Here is a 23,697-nt window from a genome sequence, read left to right on the forward strand (position 1 = left end):
TTTATATACAAATAATAAGCCTCAAGGAGTTGTTGACATGCATTTCATATTAAATATGTTAGGGATTTTTGTTGTAATATTAATCGTCTTCCTTTGTTCGCCTAATAAAAGAAAAATAAAATGGAGACCAATCGTTATTCTAATCATATTGGAGCTTTTTATTACGTGGTTTATGTTAGGCACCAAATTGGGCAGTATTATCATTAATAAAATTGCGTCATTTTTCAGTTGGCTACTATCGTGCGCGAATGAAGGTATTCGTTTTGGATTTCCTTCAGCTATGGAAAATCAAACAGTTGATTTCTTCTTTAGCGCCTTACTTCCTATCATTTTTGTTATCACTTTTTTTGATATCCTTTCCTACTTTGGAGTCTTAACTTGGATTATTGATAAAGTTGGTGCACTTATTTCTAAGATTTCTCGTTTACCAAAGTTAGAAAGTTTCTTTTCCATTCAAATGATGTTTTTAGGAAATACGGAAGCACTTGCGGTTGTTCGTGATCAATTATCTGTTTTAAAAGAAAATCGTTTGTTGACTTTTGGAATTATGAGTATGAGTAGTGTCAGCGGATCCATTCTTGGTGCTTATCTATCAATGGTTCCAGCAACATATATTTTCAGCGCTATTCCTTTAAACTGTATTAACGCATTAATTTTAGCCAATGTTTTAAATCCTATTGAAGTTACGAAAGAAGAAGATGTTGTTTATAAACCTTCAAAAAATGAAAAAAAAGATTTCTTTTCTACTATTTCAAACAGTATGTTAGTCGGAATGAATATGGTAATCGTTATTTTAGCTATGGTAATTGGATATGTAGCTTTAACAGCATGTCTAAATGGTATTTTAAGCTTTTTTGTAGCAGGTTTAACAATTCAAAAAATCTTCTCCATTATCTTTAGTCCCTTTGCTTTTTTACTCGGTTTAACAGGTAAAGATGCTATGTATGTAGCTGAATTAATGGGAATCAAAATCACAACGAATGAATTTGTTGCCATGATGGATTTAAAATCAAACTTAAAGTCTTTACAACCGCATACGATTGCTGTTGCAACTACATTTCTAGCCTCTTTTGCTAACTTTAGTACAGTAGGTATGATATACGGAACTTACAATTCATTATTTGGCGGAGAAAAATCATCGATAATCGGTAAAAATGTTTGGAAGCTTCTTGTTAGCGGAATGGCTGTTTCCTTGTTAAGCGCTATGCTCGTGGGGCTTTTTGTGTGGTAAATAATTTTATAAATAAAAGACACCCAAACGAAAATTGAGTGTCTTTTATTTTTATTTTCGAATTTGTCCATTCCCACGAATCACATATTTTGTAGAAGTTAATGCTGGAAGCCCCATTGGTCCTCTTACGTGTAGCTTTTGTGTACTGATGCCAATTTCTGCTCCGAATCCGAATTCAGATCCGTCAGTAAAACGAGTTGATGCATTATGATAAAGTGCCGCCGCATCAACAGATACGAAAAATTTGCTGACGTTTTCCTCGTTTTCTGAAATAATCGCTTCAGAATGCATAGATCCATACGTATTTATGTGATGAATCGCTTCTTCTATAGAAGAAACTACTTTAACTGCTAGCGTGAGAGATAAAAACTCAGTTTCCCAATCCTCTTCTGAAGCGAATGCAATAGAAGAATCAATTGCCAATGCTTTCTTATCACCACGTAGCTCCACGCCTCTTTCCTTCAATAAAGAAAACAGTTCGCTACCAAATTGCTGCGCCCACTTTTCATGAAGTATAATCGTTTCAATTGCATTACATACAGATGGACGCTGCGTTTTTGCATTTATAATAATATTAAATGCCATTTGTTTATCCGCTGTTTCATCAATGAAAATATGACAATTTCCCGCACCTGTTTCAAGTACTGGAACAGACGCTTCTCTTACTACAGTATCGATTAACTGCTTGCCACCTCTTGGGATAAGAACATCCAAGTAGTCATTTAATGTAAATAACTGCTTCGCGCTATCTCGCGTCGTATCTTCTATGAGCTGTACACTTTCTTGAGGCAAGCTCGTTTGTTTGAGCGCTCGGTGAATTACAGCAACGATCGCTTTATTAGAATGGATAGCGGAAGAACTACCACGCAATATGACTGCATTTCCTGTTTTCAAACAAATTGTAGCAGCATCTACTGTCACATTCGGCCTTGCCTCGTAAATCATCCCGACAACACCAAGTGGTACTCGCATCTCCTGAATAGATAGTCCATTTGGTCTTTCCCATGCACTTACACATTCCCCAACAGGATCACGTAAATCAATTAGCTGCTTAATTCCCTCAGTCATATCAGTGATACGTTGTTCATTCAGCATAAGACGATCAAGGAGTGACTCAGAAAATCCTTTTGCCTTACCTTCTTCAATATCCCGTTTGTTTTCCTCTACAATATAAGCTGTTTCTACTATCAACTGATCAGCAATTGCGGTAAGTGCTTCATTTTTTTGATTTGTAGATGTAAGCACAAGTTCTCTAGCAACCTCTTTCGCTTTTTTCCCCTTTGCCAACACTTCATTCATTTTTATTTCCTCCTTTTTAAAGGTTAATCAGTATATTATTTGAGAATCATTTCACACGAGTATCTAAAACTTACCTGCCCATTCAAATTTGCGTGCTCTCTTTTCTTAAAATGAAACCCAATGATCTCTATGGATGACTTCATAATTATGCCTTTCCCCTCTTGCTTGAATATCTTGGCTTTGCATACCTTTTAAATTCCTTAGTTCCTCCGCGCTATATGTGCATTGTCCTTTTCCTATTACGCGCCCTTGTTGCGTAATTACTTCCACGACTTCGCCCACTTGGAAAAATCCTGACACATTTGTAACACCAGCAGGAAGAAGGCTCTTTCCATGTTGAATGATAGCAGTAGCTGCCCCGGCATCTACTTCAATTTGACCGCTAACAAGCGAATGCAAAGCGATCCATTGCTTGTTCATTTTAATTACTTTTTGAGGAGCATTACCGATATACGTTCCATCACCTTTGCCCTTCAAAACATCTAAAAACTTTTCCTGTCCACGTCCTGTTCCGATAAATACACTCACTCCAAGAGATAGTGCCGTCTTTGCAGCATCGATTTTTGATTTCATACCGCCAGTCCCAAGTTTTGAACCAGCATCTCCAGCAAGAGAAGCGATTTCTTCCGTAACTTCAGGAAGAAAATAATATTTTTTCGCATCCGTATTTTTTTGAGGATTTTTGTCATATAAACCGTTCACATCCGTAAAAATCATAAGCATATCTGCCGACACAAGTCCGCTTACTAAAGCTGACAGCATATCATTATCACCGAACGTCAGCTCCTCTAAAGAAATGGAATCATTTTCATTGATGATAGGAAGAGCGGAACGGTTTAGTAGCTCTCCTAAAGTAGCGTAAGCGTTACTGTATTGTTCTTTTCTAGAAAAATCACTTCTCGTTAATAAAAGTTGTGCAGTAACAATATCATATTTACGGAACTCCTCTGTGTACGCCTGCATTAATAAACTTTGTCCGACAGCTGCTGCAGCCTGTTTCCCTTTAGTTGTCACTGGTCTGCTAGGATACCCAAGAGCAGAAAAACCTGCTGCGACGGCTCCAGATGTAATTAACAAAACTTCATGCCCTTCCTGTTTCAGTCGTGCCAATGCGGCAACGTGATCTGAAAGTTGTTCTTTAGAAATGCCTCCATGACTATCTGCCAAGGAACTACTCCCTATCTTTACAACAATTCGTTGTTTTTTCACTTTTGTAACCCCCAAGTCTAAAATCAAAGTTTTTATACATTACACTTCTATTCATTCAGTTTGCAGCTATATTTATTCTCATCAATGCTGCCCCGTAGTATGAAAGAGCAAAATAAAAATGACCGCTTCGCCCTTAATAAAATAATAAGGACGAAACGGTCATTGTTCCGCGGTACCACCTTGATTGATATACATAGATATCCACTTGACGCCTATAACGCAGGCGAACGCCTAAACTTTCATTTAAGACTCAGGGATAGGTTCGATACATTCTATACGAGGAATCTTTCAGCCGGTGAATTCCACTCTCTTTCGTAAGAAGACATATGTACTAATTCCCTTCAACGATTTTCGATCTGATTTTTTTATATTATGCGATATACTTCGATTTTGTGTCAAGAGCTATTTTGAAAATTGTATAGGATAATAAGTTTTTTTTAGAAATTATGATCACCATTTCTAAAAAAACTTGCTATAACTATACGCATATTTATTAACATAAATCTTTAAAGGATCTCACCTGTCATTTATATAATTGATAACATATGTTTTTTTTCTCCATACTAAGATATATAACACAAAATCCTAAATTATAGTGCACATACTTATATACTGTCTAATATAATTGACTTTTATATTTTTGTATTGCAAAAAGGAATATATTCTCTTAAAATGTTTCTTTATATTGCATGGAGATGTTATTGTTATTCTACAAAAACAATATCAAACCGATATAATTTATTATAAAAGGAGCAAGATCGAGTTATTATGAACAAACAAATTGGATTCATCGGATGCGGAAATATGGGGATGGCTATAATTGGCGGTATGATAAACAATAATATAGTATCTTCAAATAAAATCATGTGTTCAGATTTGAACACTATGAATTTAAAAAATGCTAGTGAAAAATACGGGATAACTACAACTACTGACAACAATGAAGTAGCTAAAAATGCTGATATTTTAATTTTATCAATCAAACCAGACTTATACTCCTCCGTCATTAATGAAATAAAAGAAGTGATCAAAAACGACGTTATCGTCGTAACAATCGCTGCAGGGAAAAGCATTAATAGTACTGAAGATGCCTTTGATAAAAAATTAAAGGTTGTGAGAGTAATGCCTAATACTCCTGCTCTTGTTGGAGAAGGAATGTCTGCTTTATGCCCTAACGAAATGGTTACAGAAAAAGATTTAGATGATGTACTAAACATTTTCAATAGTTTTGGTCAAACAGAGATCGTAAGCGAAAAATTAATGGATGTTGTAACATCTGTAAGTGGTTCTTCGCCAGCATACGTATATATGATTATAGAAGCAATGGCAGATGCTGCTGTACTAGATGGTATGCCAAGAAATCAAGCATATAAATTCGCAGCCCAAGCTGTGTTAGGTTCTGCAAAAATGGTATTGGAAACAGGAATACATCCAGGAGCATTGAAAGATATGGTTTGTTCCCCAGGCGGAACGACAATAGAGGCTGTAGCAACATTAGAAGAAAAAGGCTTACGAACAGCCATCATTTCAGCTATGCAACGTTGCACGCAAAAGTCTATTGAATTATCTAATCAAACTAAAAAGTAAACACTAATTACAAACTGTTTTTGACTATATACACATGTAGTTTACATACCCCTATTTTCAATAAAAGATAAACGGACAAATTCATAAATGATTGAGTTTGCCCGTTTTGTTTTTATTATATTAAAATAATTCTATTCAAATCCTCTTTTTGGCTTCTAGTTCTATACCTTCTCTAAGAATGTTATGTTTTCCATTCATTCACTTTTATACACACCTAACTATGACTGTGTAATTTTATTAGATACAAGTAATTTTTCAATACATATCGGTAACATATCGAATAGTGTTTCAAATGCGTAATTTACGTCTAGACGTTCTGTCCATTGATGTGCATCTTTTCCTACCGGCCCCATATTTAATACTGGCACGTCAAACTCTTCTAATTCCTGAAGTGGAATTGAATAGCCTTTATCCCATAATGGCATATTGTCTACAAGAGAACTCATTGAATCCAATGGATTCTGTAAGCCCACATAGCTTAAATCTGAAATTCCGCCAAAATAATTTTGATTTTCAAATGTAATGCTATGATTGTATTGGGCATACTTTTCCATTTCTACAACTACCTCTTTAATGAAAGGATTGTTGCGTGAACTCACAGCTGGATAGTACGGCGGAGCGAAGAAAAGTACAATCATCGGCGCTTTTTCTTTACATAATATAGCTAATTTATCAACTAAATCGATTGTTACTGCGCGATCATCTTTATCTTCTCTATTTTTTATAATATTAGATTGAATATCATTTATTGTTTCTTGTCCATGTTGTTCAATTGCATATGCGATAAGCTCTTCATACGTTAATACATTTACTTTAAGATTAGGAGGTATGAACGGATTATATTTAGAAAAACGATATGCCTGCTTCTCGTAAGACGCTTCGATTTTCTCTGCTACTTTCGTTACTTTTTGACGCAGCAACGAAACGACATCTGTCATCGATTTTTCTAGTAAAAACAAATTAAATAGTGTGACTGCACGATGCGGAATTTGTACAGAATAGTCCTCTTTTAAGTCTCTTTGAAGCAAGTTAGTTGGTGGAGGACTCGCTTCACCATCTACAATATCACAAAGGTCCGTATTCAACTCTAATTCTGCTGTTAATAATGCAGCCATATAACTCCCATTTAAGCCTGCAAAAGGTTCGCCTACATGTGTCTCTTTTCCATAGCAAAGAAAACCAGGTAACACCTTACCGATAGAACCAGTATAAATATACTTATTTTGGTCCCCAGGATGCCTTGAAAACATAGGCTCTGAATTTAGAACCGTTTTAAATTCTAAATCATGTTCTCTTGCTAAATCTAATAATCTCGGAACAGCTGCTCTCATCCCTACGGAGTTCACTTCTTCATCTGGAACAGCTAATAAAAGAACATTTCCATCAAATCTTCCTTCACAAGCTTGCTCAACCATTGCCATTTGTAAAGCTAGACCACATTTCATATCCATTGTCCCTCTACCAAATAGCCAATCTCCCTGTTCTATATCTTCACGTACATGATCTGGTAGTTCATCTTTATGAGAGTAAAACATAGATGTTAACTTTTTAGGATGAAATGCATCTTCTTTCCACACTCCATAATCTTGTACATCTACAACATCAAAATGACTAACAAGAATTACAGTATTTTTCGTACTATCACTTTTCTTTACTAGGGCGGTAACAAAATATCGTCCATCCCCCGTCGGATTTTTTTGCAAATGATGCGGATTTTGTTTGAAATACTGTAAGTCAGATAATTGTTCTACAACAAAGTCTGGTAATATAACTTCAGCCTCTGAACCTGTAATACTAGGAATTTCAACAAGATTGCTTAATAACTGAATCAATTGTTCTTTTGATTGCCACTTCGACATAGTAATCCCCCTATTTTTCCGCATTATGAAAATCAATTCCAATATATGAATAAAAAATGACGACAGTTATCAAAATTATAATTCTGATGTACTGCCGATTTTTATTGAAATTTCATGAGCTGCTTCTTTTACCTTACTAATAAGAAAAGATAGTCGATCATCATTAATACGATGACTAATTAACCCAACACTTAATGCTCCTACTACTTTATGATTGAATCCGATAATAGGTGCAGCTACTGAAGCTGTCCCTTCTGTTTTTTCACCATAACTTACAGCATATCCTTCATTTTCTATTTGTTTTATTTGATTAAGAAGAATTTGCTTTTGTTCTGGTAAAGAAGAAAGTAATTGTTCTACAATGTATTCCATTTCATTCGTTTTCATATTGGCAAGCATCGTTTTATTTGCGGCGCCAATCGAAAGTGGAATCTGTTCCCCTAAGTTATCGATAACCCGAATTTTTAAAGGGCTATCAATTCTTTCAATAATAATAGAATGAGTTCCATTTGGAATGTTCAAATAGACACTTTCTTCCACTTCAGCGGCCAATCGCTTCATCACTTCCCTTGCAACAGATCTATAGTCTACCTTCTCCAATTGACGTAATCCTATTTCCATCCACATTGGCCCAATCTTGTACTGCTTTGTTTCTGAAATTTGTGTAACTAACCCATGCTCCATTAGAGAATTAAGTAATCTATGTACTGTACTAACCGGAAGATGTGTTCCATCAGCTATATCAGAAATAGCCCAATACTCTTTTTCATTTATAGAATTTAATAGCTTAATAATACTTATCGCTCGATCAATGGACTGTACCATAATTCGCCTCAACTTTACTTGTAGTATGTTTAGCCTAATTAACTATCAATTTATCAAAAATTCAAACTGAAATCAATAAATTTATTTAATTTTCAAAATAAACAAAAGATACGCTATCAACATTTTGAAAACGCAAACAAAAAAATATTGACTTTTCTTTTTAATTATCTGAAAATTAGAACAAGATTTCACATCACGGAATACATTCCATAATACGGAAAAACATCAATTTTCATACTACCAATTTTGAAAGTGAGGAAAACAATGACGCAAGTAAACAATACAAACAATGAATTAAAGCGAACAATGAAAAGTAGACATTTATTCATGATTGCACTCGGTGGTGTGATTGGAACGGGGTTATTTAACGGATCTGGTTTTATTATAAGTAAAGCTGGACCTGGCGGATCCGTACTTGCCTTTATGGCCGGTGGATTATTAATGTATCTCGTTATGCTATGTCTTGGTGAGCTTGCTGTAGCCATGCCTGTCTCAGGTTCTTTCCAGGAATATGCAACCAAGTTTATTAACCCCGCAACTGGGTTTACAATCGGCTGGTTGTATTGGTTAAGCTGGGCGAATACGACCGGTCTTGAATTTACAACTGCCGGTATTACGATGCAGCGCTGGTTTCCTGATATTCCCGTCTGGGTTTGGTGTTTAATATTTGGCGTTACCATATTCACTATAAACGCATTATCTGCTCGTAGTTATGCAGAAACAGAATTTTGGTTTTCAAGCATTAAAGTATCTGCCATTATCGCTTTCATTATTCTTGGTGGCGCCGCTATGTTCGGTTTTATTGACTTAAAAGGAGACGAACCAGCTCCGCTTCTTTCAAATTTCGTAAATCACGGTGGTTTATTCCCGAATGGACTTGCCGCTATTTTATTAACAATGGTTACGGTCAATTATTCCTTCCAAGGTACAGAACTTGTCGGAATCGCAGCTGGTGAAAGTGAAGATCCCGCAAAGACTTTGCCTCGTTCTATTAGAAATATTATATGGCGCACGATGTTTTTCTTCGTTTTAGCAATTTTTGTTCTCGTAGCTTTAATTCCTTGGGAAGAAGCAGGATTAACAAAGAGCCCATTCGTTGCTGTTTTTGATAATATCGGTATTCCGTATGCAGCTGATATTATGAACTTTGTTATTCTTACCGCTGTTCTTTCTGTCGCAAACTCAGGACTGTACGCCGCAACTCGCATGCTTTGGTCATTATCAAAAAATGAAATGGCGCCAGCCTTTTTAAAGAAATTATCATCACGAGGAATACCACTAAACGCTTTAATCTTGACGATAGCTATCTCTGCTTTTTCTCTTTTGACAAGCGTGGTAGCTGCTGAAACGGTTTATTTATGGCTTATTTCAATTTCTGGAGTCATTACAATCATTGTTTGGATGTCAATTTGTGTTTCTCAATTCTTTTTCTGTAAACGCTATTTAGCTCAAGGTGGAAAATTAAAAGACTTAAAATTCAAAACTCCACTTTATCCACTTGTACCCATTCTTGGTTTTGGATTGTATGGCATTATATTAGTAAGTCTTATCTTTATCCCCGATCAAAGACTAGGAATCTACTGTACTGTACCATTTATCATCTTTTGCTACACTTACTATCACTTTAAGATTAAGAAAAAAATCACCAGTAGCACTCATAAAGAAGCTAAAATTAGCGAACCTTTGTAGTACTGTACGATACAGAGAAGACCGCGCATGGATTTCACTTCATGTGCGGTCTTTTATCATTCCTTCATTCATTTTCTCAGGAACAATTCCCCTATTTCTTCTATACTATTGAAATGATTATTTATAGCACTTCGTGTTTTGAATTGTTCAGGAGGTTTTTGCGTTCAAGTGTTATCCTCAAACGGGTCAGTATTGCTACATTCCTTTACTTTGGTTTCAAAGATGATGTCGGTATAATTAATGTAGGAAATGCTGTTAGCAATTATTATTTTTTTATTGTTCATAAGTTGATGCTTTTCCTTACTATTACCACTTTGTTTTGATATATTAAATTTATACTACGTCACATTAAAAATTTAAAAATAGACAGGAGTTATATAAGATGATCAAAGGATTCGGAGGAATATTTTGGAGAACTAAAAATATTGATGTTATAAAAAAATGGTACAGCGAAGTATTGAAGATTGAAATAGAAAATTGGAATGGGACTGTGATTAAACCCGAATCAGGAACTGAGACTATCTTTTCTTTCTTCAATGAAGATGACAATTATTTTCCAACAGAACAACAAGTGATGTTAAATTTCCAAGTACATAATCTACATGAGACTATTCAGCATCTTGAACAAATTGGTGTACCTCTTGAAAAGAAAGAAGAGATTAGTGAATTTGGAAAGTTTATTTGGATTAAAGATCCTGAGGGACGACTGATTGAGCTTTGGGAGAAATAGTAGGTTGTAATCATCGTTATTAAGATAACGGTTATTTTCGTTCAGCCGATGTCTTCCGCTATCCATGATAGATTCCTGTTGCAAATTTGCAGCAGGCTCTATTTTCACTTCATCATCTTCATTTAAACGCGAATCAATTATCCTTAACAGCATTTCCTAATCCTTCGTAATTACAATTTGAAATCCCCTCCTCATCAATCATCTACTATTTAAACAAAAACTCCCCTTAAATCAAAAATGATTAAGGGGAGTTTTTCATATGCGATGAAGTTATAGTTCAGATTTCACTCGAACAGAAACATTATTTTTAATTATATTTTTGACATCTTTAAAGCTAACAAAATTGTTACTTTTCTCATCCCAAAGACGGAAACGTAGTGATTGTAAGCTTGTAGCAAGCGTAATCGTTGGTACATTTTTTAACGGAAGCGTATTATTATGTGCCTCTTCTAGTTTATAGTTAGGTACTCTTGGGCTTAAATGGTGAACATGATGGAATCCAATATTACCAGTTAAGAATTGCAAAATTTTTGGAAGCTTATAAAAAGAACTTCCTTCCACTGCCGCTTTCACATATTCCCAATCTTTATCCTCTTCAAAATAAGAATCCTCAAATGTGTGCTGTACGTAAAACAGCCAAATACCTATTGAGCCTGCTATTAAGAATATAGTACCATGTACGAAAAGGAACGATTGCCATCCGATTGCCCAGCAAAGTACCCCTATTAAAGCAACGATTAATATATTCGTCAAATAAGTATTCATACGTTCTTTCTGTCTTGCACCTTTTCGGTTAAATCTATTTTTAAGCAAGAAAACATAAATCGGACCTAATCCAAACATAACGAATGGATTGCGATATAAACGATATGCTAAACGAAGTCTAAATGGTGCAGCTACATATTCATCAACTGTAAGCGTCCAAATATCCCCTGTACCCCTCTTATCCAAATTACCACTCGTAGCGTGGTGAATAGAATGCTCATGCCCCCATTGATCAAATGGGAATAAAGTTAAAACACCCATACATGTTCCAACTATTCTATTTGCACGTCGACTTTTAAAAAAGGAATAATGGGTGCAATCATGAAAAATAATGAAAATTCGTGTCATAAATCCAGCGGCTAACAGAGATGGAACTAATGTTAACCAATAAGAAACTGACAAACTTTTATAAGCAAGGTACCATAAAATAATAAATGGAACTATTGTGTTGATAAGTTGCCAAACACTTTTTTTAATCGTTGATTTTTCAAAAGGAGCAACTTGTTTTTTTAAATTTTTAGTATTTTGTAAGGTCATTTTTCTAATTCCTTTCCTGTATGTTGCTAATTCATATTATAGCATACTATTAGTATCAGGTGTTATGTGTAGATATAATAAATATTTTATACAATGAAAATCTCTTTTTTCTTACTCATTTCTTACAAATTTCTTACGTCCAAAATAGCTTCTATAATAAGAAAGAAGGAGCATTTGTGCCGATAATTCGAGTTTTTTTTTCCAATAAATACATAAAAAAAACACAGTGCTTTTTCACATCTGTGTTTCTTATTTTCATTCCAATGAAAACCAAGTAAATTTAGGATTTATACTTTTTTGATAAAAATAACAATTACATACATTCTATACTATATAATCTATGGGTTTACCATATTACTCACTATTTTCATTATTACAAGCTAAAAGTGGTTCGTACATCATTATAGCGTGATTCTCCGTTACATATTGATCTTCTATAAACTGCTTCTGTTGATTATATACTCTGCGTTGAATCACATTATGTCGTATATAACCACCCCAGTATGCAGGCTGAATGGCGTGTTCTTTTTCATAAACTTCATATTGATAAAGTTGCAGAAAGACTGTTCTACAAACGAAATTCTTTATTTTAAGAAAAAAATAAAATTTCCCTTTTGCATTTATATAAGTCTCATCCGGAAAATTTTGCGGCAGCATCCAAACATCACTATTTACAGGACAAAACATAATAAAATTGCCAACCAGTTAGCTTAGCAAGCAAGGTTAACTAGTTGGCAATTTTTTAACGAGAATGCTTTACAAATAATTGAATTGCTTCTTCCGGTACATAGAACTTCCCATTACTCTCTACAATAATACTTTCTAATTCATACTCTTTATCATTAATACGAATTATATTTTTATTAACACTTAATTGAGCTTCCACTTTATTATGATTTACTACGAGCACTGGGTTTGCTACATCGGTTTTGTCGATTGATACAGTGGCACCAATTCTCTTAAAGGCTTGTTCACTCTCTAAAAATATTTTATTTGTTACTTCTTCTAAATTAAAGCCCATTGCTTTCGCCATCGTCTTCGCAATGTCTATATTTTGGATTAAGCCTTCTGGTTTTTGTGGTCCATAAGAGTATAAGAATACATCCTCACCTGTATGTCCTCCTGTCGTAAAGCCAATATTTGCACGATTAGCCAATAACGTAGTAAGGATTCGACCTACATCCATTTTCTTTTTTGCCGCTTTTAACTTTTCTTTTTCATCATGAGTTAGATTGTCCAAACCGTATAGTTTAGCTACACCTTCTACATTTGATAAATCAGATTTCAGTTTATTTGTAGTCCCTTCAAGTGTCATTTTCGCCTTTTTCAATGGGGCAATGTATGCAGATACAGGTGTAGTATTATATCCCTTTGTCGTATTCATATTGCCAATAGAGATACCACTGTTGCCATGGTCAGCTACAGCAATGAGCATCGTATTACCGTCTTTCTTCGCAAATTTTAATGCTTCTGCAACCGCATTATCAAATGCCAATACATCACTAATAATCCCAATCGGATCATTCGCATGGGCTGCCCAATCTGGCTTACTTCCTTCTACAAATAAAAAGAAGCCATCTTTATCTTTTGACAATGTTTGAATTGCTTTTTCCGTCATTTGAGAAAGTGTTGGTTGCTCTGGATTTGTTACTTCACGATCCATATCGAACGCAAGGGCATTATGTGAGAAAGAGCCCCAAATTTTATCAGATTTAGAGTTCAATAATGCATCTTTTGTTTCAACTAAGTCGTATCCTTTATCTTGAATCACTTTAACTAAATCTTCACCATCTTTCCGGATTCCATTTCTTTTCACAGGCTGTAGTGCTGCTTTTCCCCCGCCTAATACGACATCTATATTTTGATACACTTGCTGCTTCGCAATTATGTCAAAATGCTTGCGGTTAGCATGATGGGCAGAGAACCCAGCAGGAGTAGCATGTTGAATTTCAGATGTAGCAACAATTCCAGTTGCGCGACCAGAGCGCTTTGCACCTTCTAGAACGTTCGCAACTGGCCGCAGCTTCTCCTCTTCTTTAATTGGTTTTAAGCTAGGTGAATTCACAATAGATGGCAATACACCTACATATCCTGAATTTGATTTATTCCCTGTTGCTAAAGCTGTAGCTGCTGGGGCTGAGTCTGTAATAGCGGATTCTGCTGAATATGTGCGAACACCTCCCGTTATGATTTCATCTAATGCAAGCGGTGCCCCTTTATACAAGCGAGCTAACGTTGTTGCTGAAGAGCTCGTTCCATCCATAACCATCATAATTATATTTTTTGGTTGATGTTCTACTTGTTTCACCTTAGCTTCGGCCGCCTGATAATTCATCATGCTTTCAGTACTTAATACACTTAATGTTACAGTTGATACTAATAATATCCCCTTCACTTTTTTACTCAATTTCATCATTTTTGTTCCTCCATAAACTTTACATTCATTTATATACAAGATCCAATTTCCCATTACGTTTATACAAACTTATATATGTTCTTTTTTATTAGTTCCCTATTGTCATAAAGCTAACAACAATTACCGTCACTTTCGTTCATTAATTAAATAATGTTATATGTCACAGCCCTATATTCTCTACTATTAAAGTGTCATTATTCTCTTCATCATATAAAAATTTGTTTATCAATAAAAACACGATTAAATTAAATAAAAGTTTATTGTTAAACAATAAATTACATGTTAAATTATATAGATAATAATTAAATGAGGTGCTTTTTATGAAACAAGGATCAACACTCTTTTTAAAGACGGCTGTTATTCTTATGGGAATTCCTGTTCTTGCTATGTGCATTTTTTTAGTTCCTAAAATAGGGAATTTCGCTGCAGAATTATATCCTGATATTGCATATATTAAATATCTTGTATTTATCAACTTATACGCAACAGCAATACCTTACTATTTCGCACTGTACCAAACGTTTAAGCTGTTAAACTATATTGACAAAAACAACGCATTCTCAAAATTGTCTGTAAAAGCGTTGAAAAATATTAAGAACAGTGCATTAACAATTAGTGTATTATATGTATTAGGCATGCCGCTTTTCTATCTCGTGGCAGAGAGAGATGACGCCCCGGGCATTATTATTATTGGAATGATTATGATTTTTGCTTCATTGGTTATCGCTGTCTTTGCTGCCGTTCTCCAAAGACTATTAAAAGATGCTATTAATATAAAATCAGAAAATGATTTAACGGTCTGAGGTGAATAATATGGCAATAATAATTAATATTGATGTAATGTTAGCGAAAAGAAAAATGAGTGTAACAGAGCTTTCGGAGAAGGTTGGAATTACAATGGCTAACCTTTCTATTTTGAAAAACGGAAAAGCAAAAGCGATTCGATTTTCAACTTTAGAAGCAATTTGTAAAGCATTAGAATGCCAACCAGGAGATATTTTAGAATATCAACCTGAAGATACCGAATAAAAAGAGTCCTTCTCACATGAAGGACTCTTTTTATTGCACATTACGGTGCGAAATTAATTTGACCAGTAAACAATAAGATAATCGTGATAATCCAAAATATAAAAAATGATGAGGACAGTATGAATGAAAGAATACCTATCCCCTTCTTCTCTGTTTTTTTCGTCATTATAATTATTGAAAGTATGATACCTACGCCTGTAAGAGCAATGGTAATATAATCTCCCACTATATTACCCACATTCGCTATCCTCGTTGGAGTTATAAAAACGAATAAAAGACATAAAATTCCGATAAGTAAAGATATATAGCTTATTATACTGTACTTCTTTTTGAGGACTATTTCGGTTTTCATCATAACCCACCCCTTCTGTATAGCTATGATTTCATACTAGCACGAATAACTATAATTTGGTTTTATTTTACCGCCTATAGCACTTTTATTGAGTTAATTTCTTTTTAATACTTTTTTTAAAAAGTATATTGGACCTACTACCAAATATGCTGGGTTTGATAAGAAAGTCGGCTTCTTACCTTCAATTGCATGACCTACAAATTGAAAAATCCATCCTAATATAAATAATGATAGCCCTAATTTCCAATTCACGAATAAAATGAATATAGAAATGATAATTGTAGGAATACCAATAAAGTGAAAAAATTTATTCATTGGATGTTGATGGTCGTCTCGATATTTTTTAAACATTTTTTGAAAGTCCATATCTTAACTCCTCTCCATTATTAAAAATCTTATTTTAATTTGAAACTAACGAAAGTAAATTTTCTTCTATTAATATATATGCAGGTGTACCATGTATAACCTGTAAAGCCAATCCTTTTAAAGAAACTAATAAAGCTCTTGAAAAAGCTTCCTAAAATAATTAACCTACTACATATAAAATAACCTCTACTTTTTGTATGAAAAGTAAAGGTTATTTTCAAACCATTTATAAAGAAACCTCTCTATCAACCACTACCTTAAAAAATTCCGAGTAATGTGCCAAAGAATAATCCGCTACATCACAAATCCCTTGATACATGCATGTTGAAATACCTAATTCCTTTGCAGGTAATAAATCTAACTCTCTATCTCCAATAGCTAAATCAATATTGTACTTCCTATGTAAATGATCATACGCTAAAGAATTCGGTTTTCGAGGGAAACCATCGTCAATTGTAACCATATCGACGAAGTATTTATCCCATCCGTAATATTTTAAAATTTCCATAACCCCTGCTTTATGTTTATGGGTCATGATTACATTTTTATCTGCAAATTTCAAAACCTTTTCGACACCAGCAAAAGGCTTCATATCTTTTGGAGTAAATTTCTTCTTCAAAATTTTAATCTTTTCTTCCTGCTCACATGAAATATTATAATAATGAATTGCGTGAGAATATGATATTTTCAAGTTTTTGTATATTTCTTGTTCATCTACTGTATCACCTAATATTTCAGAAAGCATCTTCGTATATGCAGGATACGTATCAAATAACGTCCCATCAAAATCCCACAAAATATTCATTGTATTCACCCTTCTATTTTCGAATCATTGTATGACTAAATCCGCCCTATCCTTCGGCAATTCCATTTCTAAATAATACTCCTCTGCTTTCCAATACCTGTTTTGAAACTTTGAAAGTTTCTTTTGTGTCTCTTCGCTTTCACGCTGAAACCTTGTTTCCCTTGGACAGTCCAAATACACCATATAATGAAAGAAATCTCTCCATTCTTTTCGCTGTAGAAAAACCCCTTCAATTACAATTACACCTACAATAGGGATCTGGACTTTTTTCATTTCACATGAATCTGTATCATCATAATAGAAAGGCAATTTCAATTTCGTTTCATGTTGTAACTTTTGAAATAATTTCTGCCGCAAGTATGCAATATCCCACTGTAAATGATAGTACTCATACCATTCTTCATATCCTGTTTGATATCGTTTATTACGCTCCACTATATGATCATCAATATGGAAAATATGAAACGGAATGCCTTCTTGTTTCATATTTTCTTTTAATTTTGTTACGAATGTTGTTTTGCCCGAACGACTTAAACCATCTATTCCGATAATGAATCGGTTTTCTTTATGTTGCTTCATTATACTTATAATTTCACTCGTACTCATTGCTTCTTCCACTCTTCTTTTAATAAAGAAAATAAAATGGTATCATGAGCAACTCCATTTTGAATCATTTGTTTTCGAAGTAATCCCTCTTCTTGAAACCCTGCTTTTTTTAGCAATTTTTGAGATGCCTTATTTTCTACATATACGACAGCTGCGATTCTTATAAGTTGCAGCTTTTCAAATCCGTAAGTTAAGATGGCTTGTAATGCTTCGGATGCATATCCCTTTCCCCAATATATATCATCTAATTCATAACCAATTTCAGCTCGTTTATGATGATTGTTAATTAAATGAAATCCGCACGTTCCGATTAATTGGTCCGTCCCCTTTTTCTCTATTCCCCAGCGAAACACATTGCCTTCTTCATAACGATTTTTAAACGTTTGAATCGTTGTTTTCGCTTGCTCAATATTTTCGAAAGAATCCATTCCGAAATAACGTATAACAGATTCTTTCGAAAAATATTGGAACATCATTTCTGCATCTAATAGTGTAAGTTCTCTTAAAAGTAAACGTTCTGTTTCTAGTTTCGGAAATCCCATCTCTTTTTCTCCCTCTATTCTAATGAACTGCAAATTTCAATATAATTTCCATCTGGATCAGCAATGTAGGCAATTGTTTGTCCCCACGGTTTCACAATTGGTTCTACTAAAACTTTAATACCTTGCTCTCTGAATTGCTCAATTGTTTCTTGTACATTCTCAACTACGAATCCCAATTCGAAGTGAGAAGATTGTAATTCACCTTCTGTAAGCGGTAGTCCTGTTAATTCTTTCACGTCTTCTCGTGTATTCATCGCTAATATTGTAGATCCAGTATTAAATTCAATATATGTACCATGCTCAGCTTTTATAGGTAACTGTAAAGTATCTTTATAGAATCTTAAACATTCTTCAAACTTTTCTACATATAAAATGATGTATTTCATTTTTAAATTCATGTTACATCCCCCTTTTGTATTCATCCCTAAAAATTCGACAAAAACTACAAAAAAACCTTGTTCTTCCTACAAATGAACATAAAAAAATGAGGCCGATTTCTCGGCCTCCCAGCTTATTGGCATAAAACAGGAGATTTGGTTTGGACATAACCAGTTCGTACTTTTATTATATTTTATTTTTTCTGAATTTTAAATACTTTAAACACCTATTTATATTGAGAAAGTTTTTTTACTTGCATAAAATTATACTGTTTAAGAAATGCTACAAATGGAGGTGTATACATATGGAACCAATGCTTTGTCCAAGCTGTAAAACAAATCGTACTCGCTTTAACATTCTTGAGCAACAAGTAAAACCAGTAAAGTTAAATCCTCAAACTGGTCAAGTAGAAGAAGAGTACACTAATGAAACGATGAATGCTTTTCATATGGCTTATCAAGGACCTACATACCGAGTCCAATGCGCTGTATGCGGACTTGTTGAAAACCCTGAACAATTTATTAAACCTGCTCAAAATCAGTCTTTCTCATAAAGTGAAACTTTAATCAGTGGAGGTTTTGTTCATCCCCCACTGATTATTAGCCTTCACCAATCGGGATTTTACGGGTAGTTGATCCCCCACCTAGCTTCTTTGCTTTCGCTGAATTTTGAAGTGGGGGCGTTACTGCCCGTTAATGCGGGATAAAATCGTTACTATCCCTTATAGAAATAGATTTTTCTCTATAAGGGATGTTTCCGTTTAAAGCGGTAACAAAAAACGCATTCCTTCCTTATTATATGTTAAACCTCATACCCTTTTAGTAGTATTTATAGAAGAGAATTAAAACAAATGATTTTAAATAAAAAGTGAATGATTCCATCTACATTTCTACTATTAACTTGTCACATAGCTATTTTTTACTTTTAGATTTTCAATTGGAAGAAGATAGCGGCTCTTACGGTCTAGATATATGGTTTCTACTGTTTGCAGCTTTTTACTTTAATACCACTTTAAACATTAAAACTCTAATAAAATATTGTTAATCAGTAGTTCCTTATTTATGATTTTTTAGGTATTGCTACTTTATTTTATATCTTAAACTTGTTAGTTCTAAGCCTTAAATATATAGTTTTTTATTATGTAAAAAAGAGTGGACAAAATGGAATTACATAAAAATTAAAGAAGGTGATTCCGCATATCACTATTATAATATTTCGCTTTTCAATTTCTTGATTTTCCAAAAAATCCTCATAAAGAAATAAGCATACATACAACTTACAAACCCTGTCATAACTTTCGCCCAAATTGGCACTTTCGATTCTGTTGAACTTAAAAATACGCTATACATTGAGGGTAATATAGTTATTGAAATCAATGCGAAAAATTGTAATAACTCCTTCATTTTTTGCACCTTCGTGTCATTTTCTGAATATATGTCAGGTAACTCTATTCCCTCCTCTACTTCCTTACAAAAATAATTCCATCTTGTAAAACTTGTGACACGTTTCCAACCAGACATTTCATATATTTCAAAGTACTCTTGTTGTTTTTCTTTTGAATCCCTGTAAACCAATCTAAAATCCGCTTTATATATTACATCTTTTGGTTCTGTTTTCTTAAACGTATACATCAAATTATACCTTTGTAACACCCAGCCTTTTTGATGCATTTTCCGTAAAAAAGCTTCTTCTTTTTCTAAACTCCATACCGCGAAAGGTTTGAATATCTTCTTTGTCCCCATCTTCCATTCACTCCCCTAATACACTGTTTCCATTTCTTACAGATCTCTGCAACCTGTTATACTCTAACTCTAAAACTTCTCTTCCAAACGGTGTTAACTCATAACACTTCTTTCTATCTGTAGAGGCCACTTCAACAATTAACTTCATCGTATTCCCATATAAAGTACCAGGACCAAGCTTTACTTCCCCTTTTTTCATCTCTTCCACCATTTGCATAATTCCATATCCATGCATTGGTTTCACTAATGACAAAAGTATGTAATACGTCACCTCTGTTAATGGAATATATTTTTGTGCTTTTGCATTCATTATACCTACCTCCAATACATCGTCTTATGATATATCGTTATACGATATATCATAATCATATTCCAAAATATATAATATAATTTAATAATTAAATATCCATTTCTTTAAATTGAAAAATCATACCAATTTTCAGAATAATTTGTTAAAATATAGAAATATTAACTCTTTTATACTGAAAGGAATGATACATATGATTCATACATTAAAAGAAAATATAGGGTCTGTGTTTGTTGGTAAAGAAAATGTTATTGATCTACTACTCGTTTCTCTACTTGCTGATGGACATGTACTGCTTGAAGACGTGCCTGGTACCGGGAAAACGTTGCTGGCGAAAACAATTTCAAAAAGTATTGGTGGTAATTTCTCTCGTGTTCAATTTACCCCTGATGTACTTCCGAGTGATGTAACAGGTATTGAATATTTCAATCCAAAAACAAGCGAATTCGAATTAAGACTCGGACCAGTTATGACGAACATTTTACTAGCAGATGAAATTAACCGTGCAATGCCGAGAACACAGTCTAGTTTGTTAGAATCAATGGAAGAACGACAAGTAACGCTTGAAAAACAGTCTACTCCTCTTCCGAAACCGTTCTTTGTTATTGCGACGCAAAATCCAATTGAATCACAAGGAACTTTCCCTCTTCCTGATGCACAGCTCGATCGCTTTTTAATGACAATTGCAATTGGTTATCCGGCCCCAGAAGATGAGTTACAAATGATGCGACGTTTTCGTAACGATACACCATTAGAAAGTGTTACATCTGTTATCTCTTTAGAAGACATTTTAGAAGCGCAGAAACAAGTAAAAGAAATTTTCGTATCAGAACCGTTAGAACATTACATAATTAAACTTGCGCAAGCTACTCGAAATCACGATTACATTGCTAACGGTGTAAGCCCACGTGCCACTTTAGCTTTAGTGCGCGCAGTTCAAGCATTAGCCTTTTTACGTGGCAGAGAATATTGTACGCCTGAAGATATTCAATTTTTAGTTCCTTCTGTTTGGAATCACCGTATCGTCTTATCAATGGAAGGTGCATTACGCACGACAAAAAATGAAATTATGCAAAGGATTTTAAAAGAAGTTGATGTACCTGTGGAGATTGAACAAGCATGAATGGTCAACGCGTTGTAACTGTACCTTTATTTTTCCAGCTTCATATTATTCAATTAACTGTGCCAGTCGCGTTACTTTTCACATTCTTTTTCCCGCAACGAATGTTTATGTTTCTCTTTTTCTTCTATTATTTATTTGCGATTTTCATTTATAAATACGTCGCTTTCATAGAGAAAAAGTTTCAAGTTATAAATGAGAAACAGACGACTCGGCTATTTCCTGATGAAACTGGACAATTTTTTATTCATTTAAAAAATGGAGCAAGCATACCACTCGTGAATGGGGTTTGTTATTTTCATTTACATTCATCTCTTATACCGCATAAAGATCAAGGAATTGAACAAATTTCAAAGACATTATTCTCCTTTCCATTTTCACAACCTGCACATTCAGCGCAAAAATGGGATTTAACATTAACTGCGACGAAGCGTGGTGTGTTTCAAATTGAACAGTTCGAATGTGTATTAAAAGATCCATTTCATCAATTGAATGTACATTTACCTGTTTTTGATAAATTAAAGACCGAAATTATTGTGTATCCTTCTCCTAAAGAAGTACCAGGCTTGCAAGAACTTCAGCAACTATTAAATGGTTCATATCGAACAAATTTTTCTTTTTACAATGATGAAACATCTATTATCGGTGTGAAACGATATGAACGTGAATCATTCCGCTCTATTCATTGGAAAGCATCTGCTAAAATGCAGGAATTACAAGCAAAACAATATGAACCAGTAAAAAATTATAGCTGGACGATTTGTCTTTCTTTAGCTGCTAATCGCGGGTTTGGTTGGAGAGATGATGTAGAAGAACTTATTTCATATACAACATACATTTGCCAGTACGCAACGAAGCAGCAAATTCCGTTTGAATTGTTTATTAGTGTATTAGCAGAAGGTGGCCCTCTGCACTTACCATTAAACGAAGGACAAATGCATTATGGGAAGGCATTAGAGGAATTGGCACGTATTTCAGATGATAGTACACTTCTTCCGAAACAAGGATTTCTTCACTATGTAACGAGAAAAAGAGAACGCTCGTCTACGATGATTTACATCGGTATACAGAAGAATGAGCTCCCTCTTCTAACGCAACCTACATTTCTCATAAATAATGAAGGGATGGTGGAAACAGTTGAAAACTTGGCTCTATCACGTTAATGACTTTATTCTGCTTCTCCTCCTTTCGTTATTAACAGAAAGAGATGAATTTGTTGCTATTGCTCTATTTTTAGCAACAGGCTATATTGGAGTACTTCTTATTCATAAATTCATGAAGAAACGAACGACAGGGTTTGTAATACTATTAATTATTCAAATCATCGGTTGCTCTTTCACTCTACCTTTTTCTCTTTTTGGCACAATTATGTTACCACTTTTCTTCTTTATCGTACATGCAATCGGACCTGGGTATCCGGTGCAAAAGTCGTTAGGCGGTATTTTATGGTTTGTCTTTACAGCTATATTTCATGCCCCTTTTCCACCGTTATGGAAATTATTATTATTAGTTTTACACATTATGATTACATTTTGGCAAACAGGTTCAAATCGTAATCAACAGCTATTACGTTTTACTTCTATTATTGCTATTGGAACAATTAGTGCTTTACTTATTCCGGTATTCCCTTATATTCGTCTTGTTTTTTCTTATATTGTTCAAGTTGTTGCGTTAGGATTCGGATACGCTATCAATCCGTTATTTTCGGCAGCTGCATTAAAAGAAACAGATGATTTTTGGTCGAATAAAGGGAATCTAAAAGATCCTACTATTAAAGATGACTTGGAGCCCCTTCCTTTTGATCCAACTCTTATAAATAGCATTACCATAATAGTCTGTACCGCCATCGTCATTTACATCGTTTGGAAAATAATAAAACATCGAAAACATTTAAGTTTACCAAATATACCTGTCTTTGAATCTACAATTATTACTGATAAAGAAGGAATAGGCCAAAAACGAATAAAGCGATACAAACCACCACATAATGAAATTCGAAAAGAAATTTTCAAGCTGGAAAGTAAATTATCCCCTCCTTTAAACCGGGAACGAGGAGAAACAGTTGAAGTATGGTTAGAAAGAATTCATGATGATGAAGGTATACATATTCAGAGGCATATTATTATAGATGCGTATAATGCAGTACGTTATTCAAATGGTGAAAACATTGTACTTCTGAATGAATTTAAAGAAGAGGTTCATAAGCTTTATGCGTATGAGAAGAGTTTGAAGAAAAAGAGAAAATGATGTATACAAAAAGACTCCTATTAAACTAGGAGTCTTTTTGTAAAAGTCCACGTTGC

The 23,697-nt window shown here is 34.2% G+C and carries 24 protein-coding genes, 1 pseudogene and 1 other annotated feature; of the genes and pseudogenes, 10 read left to right on the plus strand and 15 right to left on the minus strand.

Features of this window, described 5'->3' with window-relative positions; genetic code table 11:
• Positions 1-37: 37 nt before the first annotated feature.
• On the plus strand, positions 38-1,231 hold the full coding sequence (locus tag JDS95_RS14290; protein ID WP_199690572.1) for a nucleoside transporter C-terminal domain-containing protein: 1,194 nt from the start codon (positions 38-40) through the stop codon (positions 1,229-1,231).
• Positions 1,232-1,282: 51 nt separating this feature from the next.
• Here the strand turns inward: JDS95_RS14290 and JDS95_RS14295 are convergent, their stop codons facing one another.
• Both JDS95_RS14295 and proB read right to left on the minus strand, forming a co-directional pair.
• A complete protein-coding gene (locus JDS95_RS14295) occupies positions 1,283-2,530 on the minus strand; it encodes a glutamate-5-semialdehyde dehydrogenase (RefSeq protein ID WP_001006650.1) in 1,248 nt (415 codons plus the stop codon).
• 105 nt (positions 2,531-2,635) lie between these two features.
• A complete protein-coding gene (gene proB / locus JDS95_RS14300; protein WP_000744733.1) occupies positions 2,636-3,739 on the minus strand; it encodes a glutamate 5-kinase in 1,104 nt (367 codons plus the stop codon).
• 143 nt (positions 3,740-3,882) lie between these two features.
• Positions 3,883-4,093 (minus strand) — a binding site (T-box leader).
• A gap of 414 nt (positions 4,094-4,507) precedes the next feature.
• Here proB and proC point away from each other — a divergent pair.
• Entirely contained in the window at positions 4,508-5,326 is an 819-nt protein-coding gene (proC, locus tag JDS95_RS14305) for a pyrroline-5-carboxylate reductase (protein ID WP_085450315.1), read from the plus strand.
• A 218-nt stretch (positions 5,327-5,544) separates the two neighbouring features.
• Here the strand turns inward: proC and JDS95_RS14310 are convergent, their stop codons facing one another.
• Both JDS95_RS14310 and JDS95_RS14315 read right to left on the minus strand, forming a co-directional pair.
• Positions 5,545-7,185 carry a M20/M25/M40 family metallo-hydrolase gene (locus tag JDS95_RS14310; protein WP_085450316.1) on the minus strand — a complete coding sequence of 547 codons (1,641 nt, stop codon included), beginning with the start codon at positions 7,183-7,185 and terminating at the stop codon, positions 5,545-5,547.
• Positions 7,186-7,260: 75 nt separating this feature from the next.
• On the minus strand, positions 7,261-8,010 hold the full coding sequence (locus tag JDS95_RS14315; RefSeq protein ID WP_085450317.1) for an IclR family transcriptional regulator: 750 nt from the start codon (positions 8,008-8,010) through the stop codon (positions 7,261-7,263).
• A gap of 264 nt (positions 8,011-8,274) precedes the next feature.
• Here JDS95_RS14315 and JDS95_RS14320 point away from each other — a divergent pair, with 264 nt between their 5' ends.
• Both JDS95_RS14320 and JDS95_RS14325 read left to right on the plus strand, forming a co-directional pair.
• Positions 8,275-9,699: an amino acid permease gene (locus JDS95_RS14320; protein WP_199690573.1), complete on the plus strand. Its 1,425-nt coding sequence runs from the start codon at positions 8,275-8,277 to the stop codon at positions 9,697-9,699.
• Between the two features lie 382 nt (positions 9,700-10,081).
• Positions 10,082-10,429 (plus strand): VOC family protein, encoded by a 348-nt coding sequence (locus JDS95_RS14325; protein ID WP_000589584.1) that lies wholly within the window; start codon positions 10,082-10,084, stop codon positions 10,427-10,429.
• A 270-nt stretch (positions 10,430-10,699) separates the two neighbouring features.
• Here JDS95_RS14325 and desA read toward each other — a convergent pair whose 3' ends face one another.
• From desA to JDS95_RS14340, 3 genes and pseudogenes are all read right to left on the minus strand, one after another.
• Positions 10,700-11,731, minus strand: a complete 1,032-nt coding sequence (desA, locus tag JDS95_RS14330) for a Delta(5) desaturase DesA (protein WP_000174972.1) — start codon at positions 11,729-11,731, stop codon at positions 10,700-10,702.
• 354 nt (positions 11,732-12,085) lie between these two features.
• Positions 12,086-12,301, minus strand: a pseudogene (locus tag JDS95_RS14335) (VanW family protein); the annotation flags it as partial.
• Between the two features lie 172 nt (positions 12,302-12,473).
• Positions 12,474-14,147, minus strand: a complete 1,674-nt coding sequence (locus JDS95_RS14340) for an alkaline phosphatase (protein ID WP_000977075.1) — start codon at positions 14,145-14,147, stop codon at positions 12,474-12,476.
• A gap of 320 nt (positions 14,148-14,467) precedes the next feature.
• Between JDS95_RS14340 and JDS95_RS14345 the strand changes: the two genes are divergently transcribed.
• Positions 14,468-14,950, plus strand: a complete 483-nt coding sequence (locus tag JDS95_RS14345; protein WP_000809100.1) for a DUF2975 domain-containing protein — start codon at positions 14,468-14,470, stop codon at positions 14,948-14,950.
• 10 nt (positions 14,951-14,960) lie between these two features.
• Positions 14,961-15,176, plus strand: coding sequence for a helix-turn-helix domain-containing protein (locus JDS95_RS14350; RefSeq protein ID WP_000974611.1), 216 nt, complete (start codon positions 14,961-14,963; stop codon positions 15,174-15,176).
• 40 nt (positions 15,177-15,216) lie between these two features.
• Here JDS95_RS14350 and JDS95_RS14355 read toward each other — a convergent pair whose 3' ends face one another.
• From JDS95_RS14355 to JDS95_RS14380, 6 genes are all read right to left on the minus strand, one after another.
• Entirely contained in the window at positions 15,217-15,528 is a 312-nt protein-coding gene (locus JDS95_RS14355) for a hypothetical protein (protein WP_085450491.1), read from the minus strand.
• 93 nt (positions 15,529-15,621) lie between these two features.
• Positions 15,622-15,894, minus strand: coding sequence for an Mpo1-like protein (locus tag JDS95_RS14360; protein WP_000347330.1), 273 nt, complete (start codon positions 15,892-15,894; stop codon positions 15,622-15,624).
• Positions 15,895-16,120: 226 nt separating this feature from the next.
• Positions 16,121-16,699: an HAD-IA family hydrolase gene (locus JDS95_RS14365; protein WP_001024226.1), complete on the minus strand. Its 579-nt coding sequence runs from the start codon at positions 16,697-16,699 to the stop codon at positions 16,121-16,123.
• A 24-nt stretch (positions 16,700-16,723) separates the two neighbouring features.
• On the minus strand, positions 16,724-17,305 hold the full coding sequence (locus JDS95_RS14370) for a kinase (RefSeq protein WP_085450318.1): 582 nt from the start codon (positions 17,303-17,305) through the stop codon (positions 16,724-16,726).
• On the minus strand, positions 17,302-17,847 hold the full coding sequence (locus tag JDS95_RS14375) for a GNAT family N-acetyltransferase (RefSeq protein ID WP_000506651.1): 546 nt from the start codon (positions 17,845-17,847) through the stop codon (positions 17,302-17,304). The genes JDS95_RS14370 and JDS95_RS14375 overlap by 4 nt, the downstream gene beginning before the upstream one ends.
• A 14-nt stretch (positions 17,848-17,861) precedes the next feature.
• Positions 17,862-18,245, minus strand: coding sequence for a VOC family protein (locus JDS95_RS14380; RefSeq protein WP_001049858.1), 384 nt, complete (start codon positions 18,243-18,245; stop codon positions 17,862-17,864).
• Positions 18,246-18,529: 284 nt separating this feature from the next.
• On the opposite strand from JDS95_RS14380, the gene JDS95_RS14385 reads away from it, so the two are divergent.
• Complete coding sequence (locus JDS95_RS14385; protein WP_000433610.1) at positions 18,530-18,778, plus strand: hypothetical protein; 249 nt, start codon at positions 18,530-18,532, stop codon at positions 18,776-18,778.
• Positions 18,779-19,430: 652 nt separating this feature from the next.
• On the opposite strand, the gene JDS95_RS14390 is transcribed toward JDS95_RS14385, so the two are convergent.
• Both JDS95_RS14390 and JDS95_RS14395 read right to left on the minus strand, forming a co-directional pair.
• Positions 19,431-19,967: a DUF2812 domain-containing protein gene (locus JDS95_RS14390; RefSeq protein WP_085450319.1), complete on the minus strand. Its 537-nt coding sequence runs from the start codon at positions 19,965-19,967 to the stop codon at positions 19,431-19,433.
• Between the two features lie 7 nt (positions 19,968-19,974).
• Complete coding sequence (locus JDS95_RS14395; protein WP_085450320.1) at positions 19,975-20,277, minus strand: PadR family transcriptional regulator; 303 nt, start codon at positions 20,275-20,277, stop codon at positions 19,975-19,977.
• 190 nt (positions 20,278-20,467) lie between these two features.
• Between JDS95_RS14395 and JDS95_RS14400 the strand changes: the two genes are divergently transcribed.
• Genes JDS95_RS14400 through JDS95_RS14410 form a run of 3 tightly spaced genes read left to right on the plus strand, consistent with a single transcriptional unit; the run spans position 20,468 to position 23,641 of the window.
• Complete coding sequence (locus JDS95_RS14400; RefSeq protein ID WP_000582002.1) at positions 20,468-21,397, plus strand: AAA family ATPase; 930 nt, start codon at positions 20,468-20,470, stop codon at positions 21,395-21,397.
• Positions 21,394-22,557 carry a DUF58 domain-containing protein gene (locus JDS95_RS14405; RefSeq protein ID WP_085450321.1) on the plus strand — a complete coding sequence of 388 codons (1,164 nt, stop codon included), beginning with the start codon at positions 21,394-21,396 and terminating at the stop codon, positions 22,555-22,557. Before JDS95_RS14400 ends, JDS95_RS14405 begins: the two co-directional genes overlap by 4 nt.
• Positions 22,532-23,641, plus strand: coding sequence for a DUF4018 domain-containing protein (locus JDS95_RS14410; RefSeq protein WP_085450322.1), 1,110 nt, complete (start codon positions 22,532-22,534; stop codon positions 23,639-23,641). Before JDS95_RS14405 ends, JDS95_RS14410 begins: the two co-directional genes overlap by 26 nt.
• Positions 23,642-23,697 lie beyond the last annotated feature (56 nt).

This window comes from Bacillus cereus group sp. N24 (assembly GCF_016483345.1).
In the GTDB taxonomy this organism is placed as follows: Bacteria; Bacillota; Bacilli; order Bacillales; family Bacillaceae_G; genus Bacillus_A; species Bacillus_A toyonensis.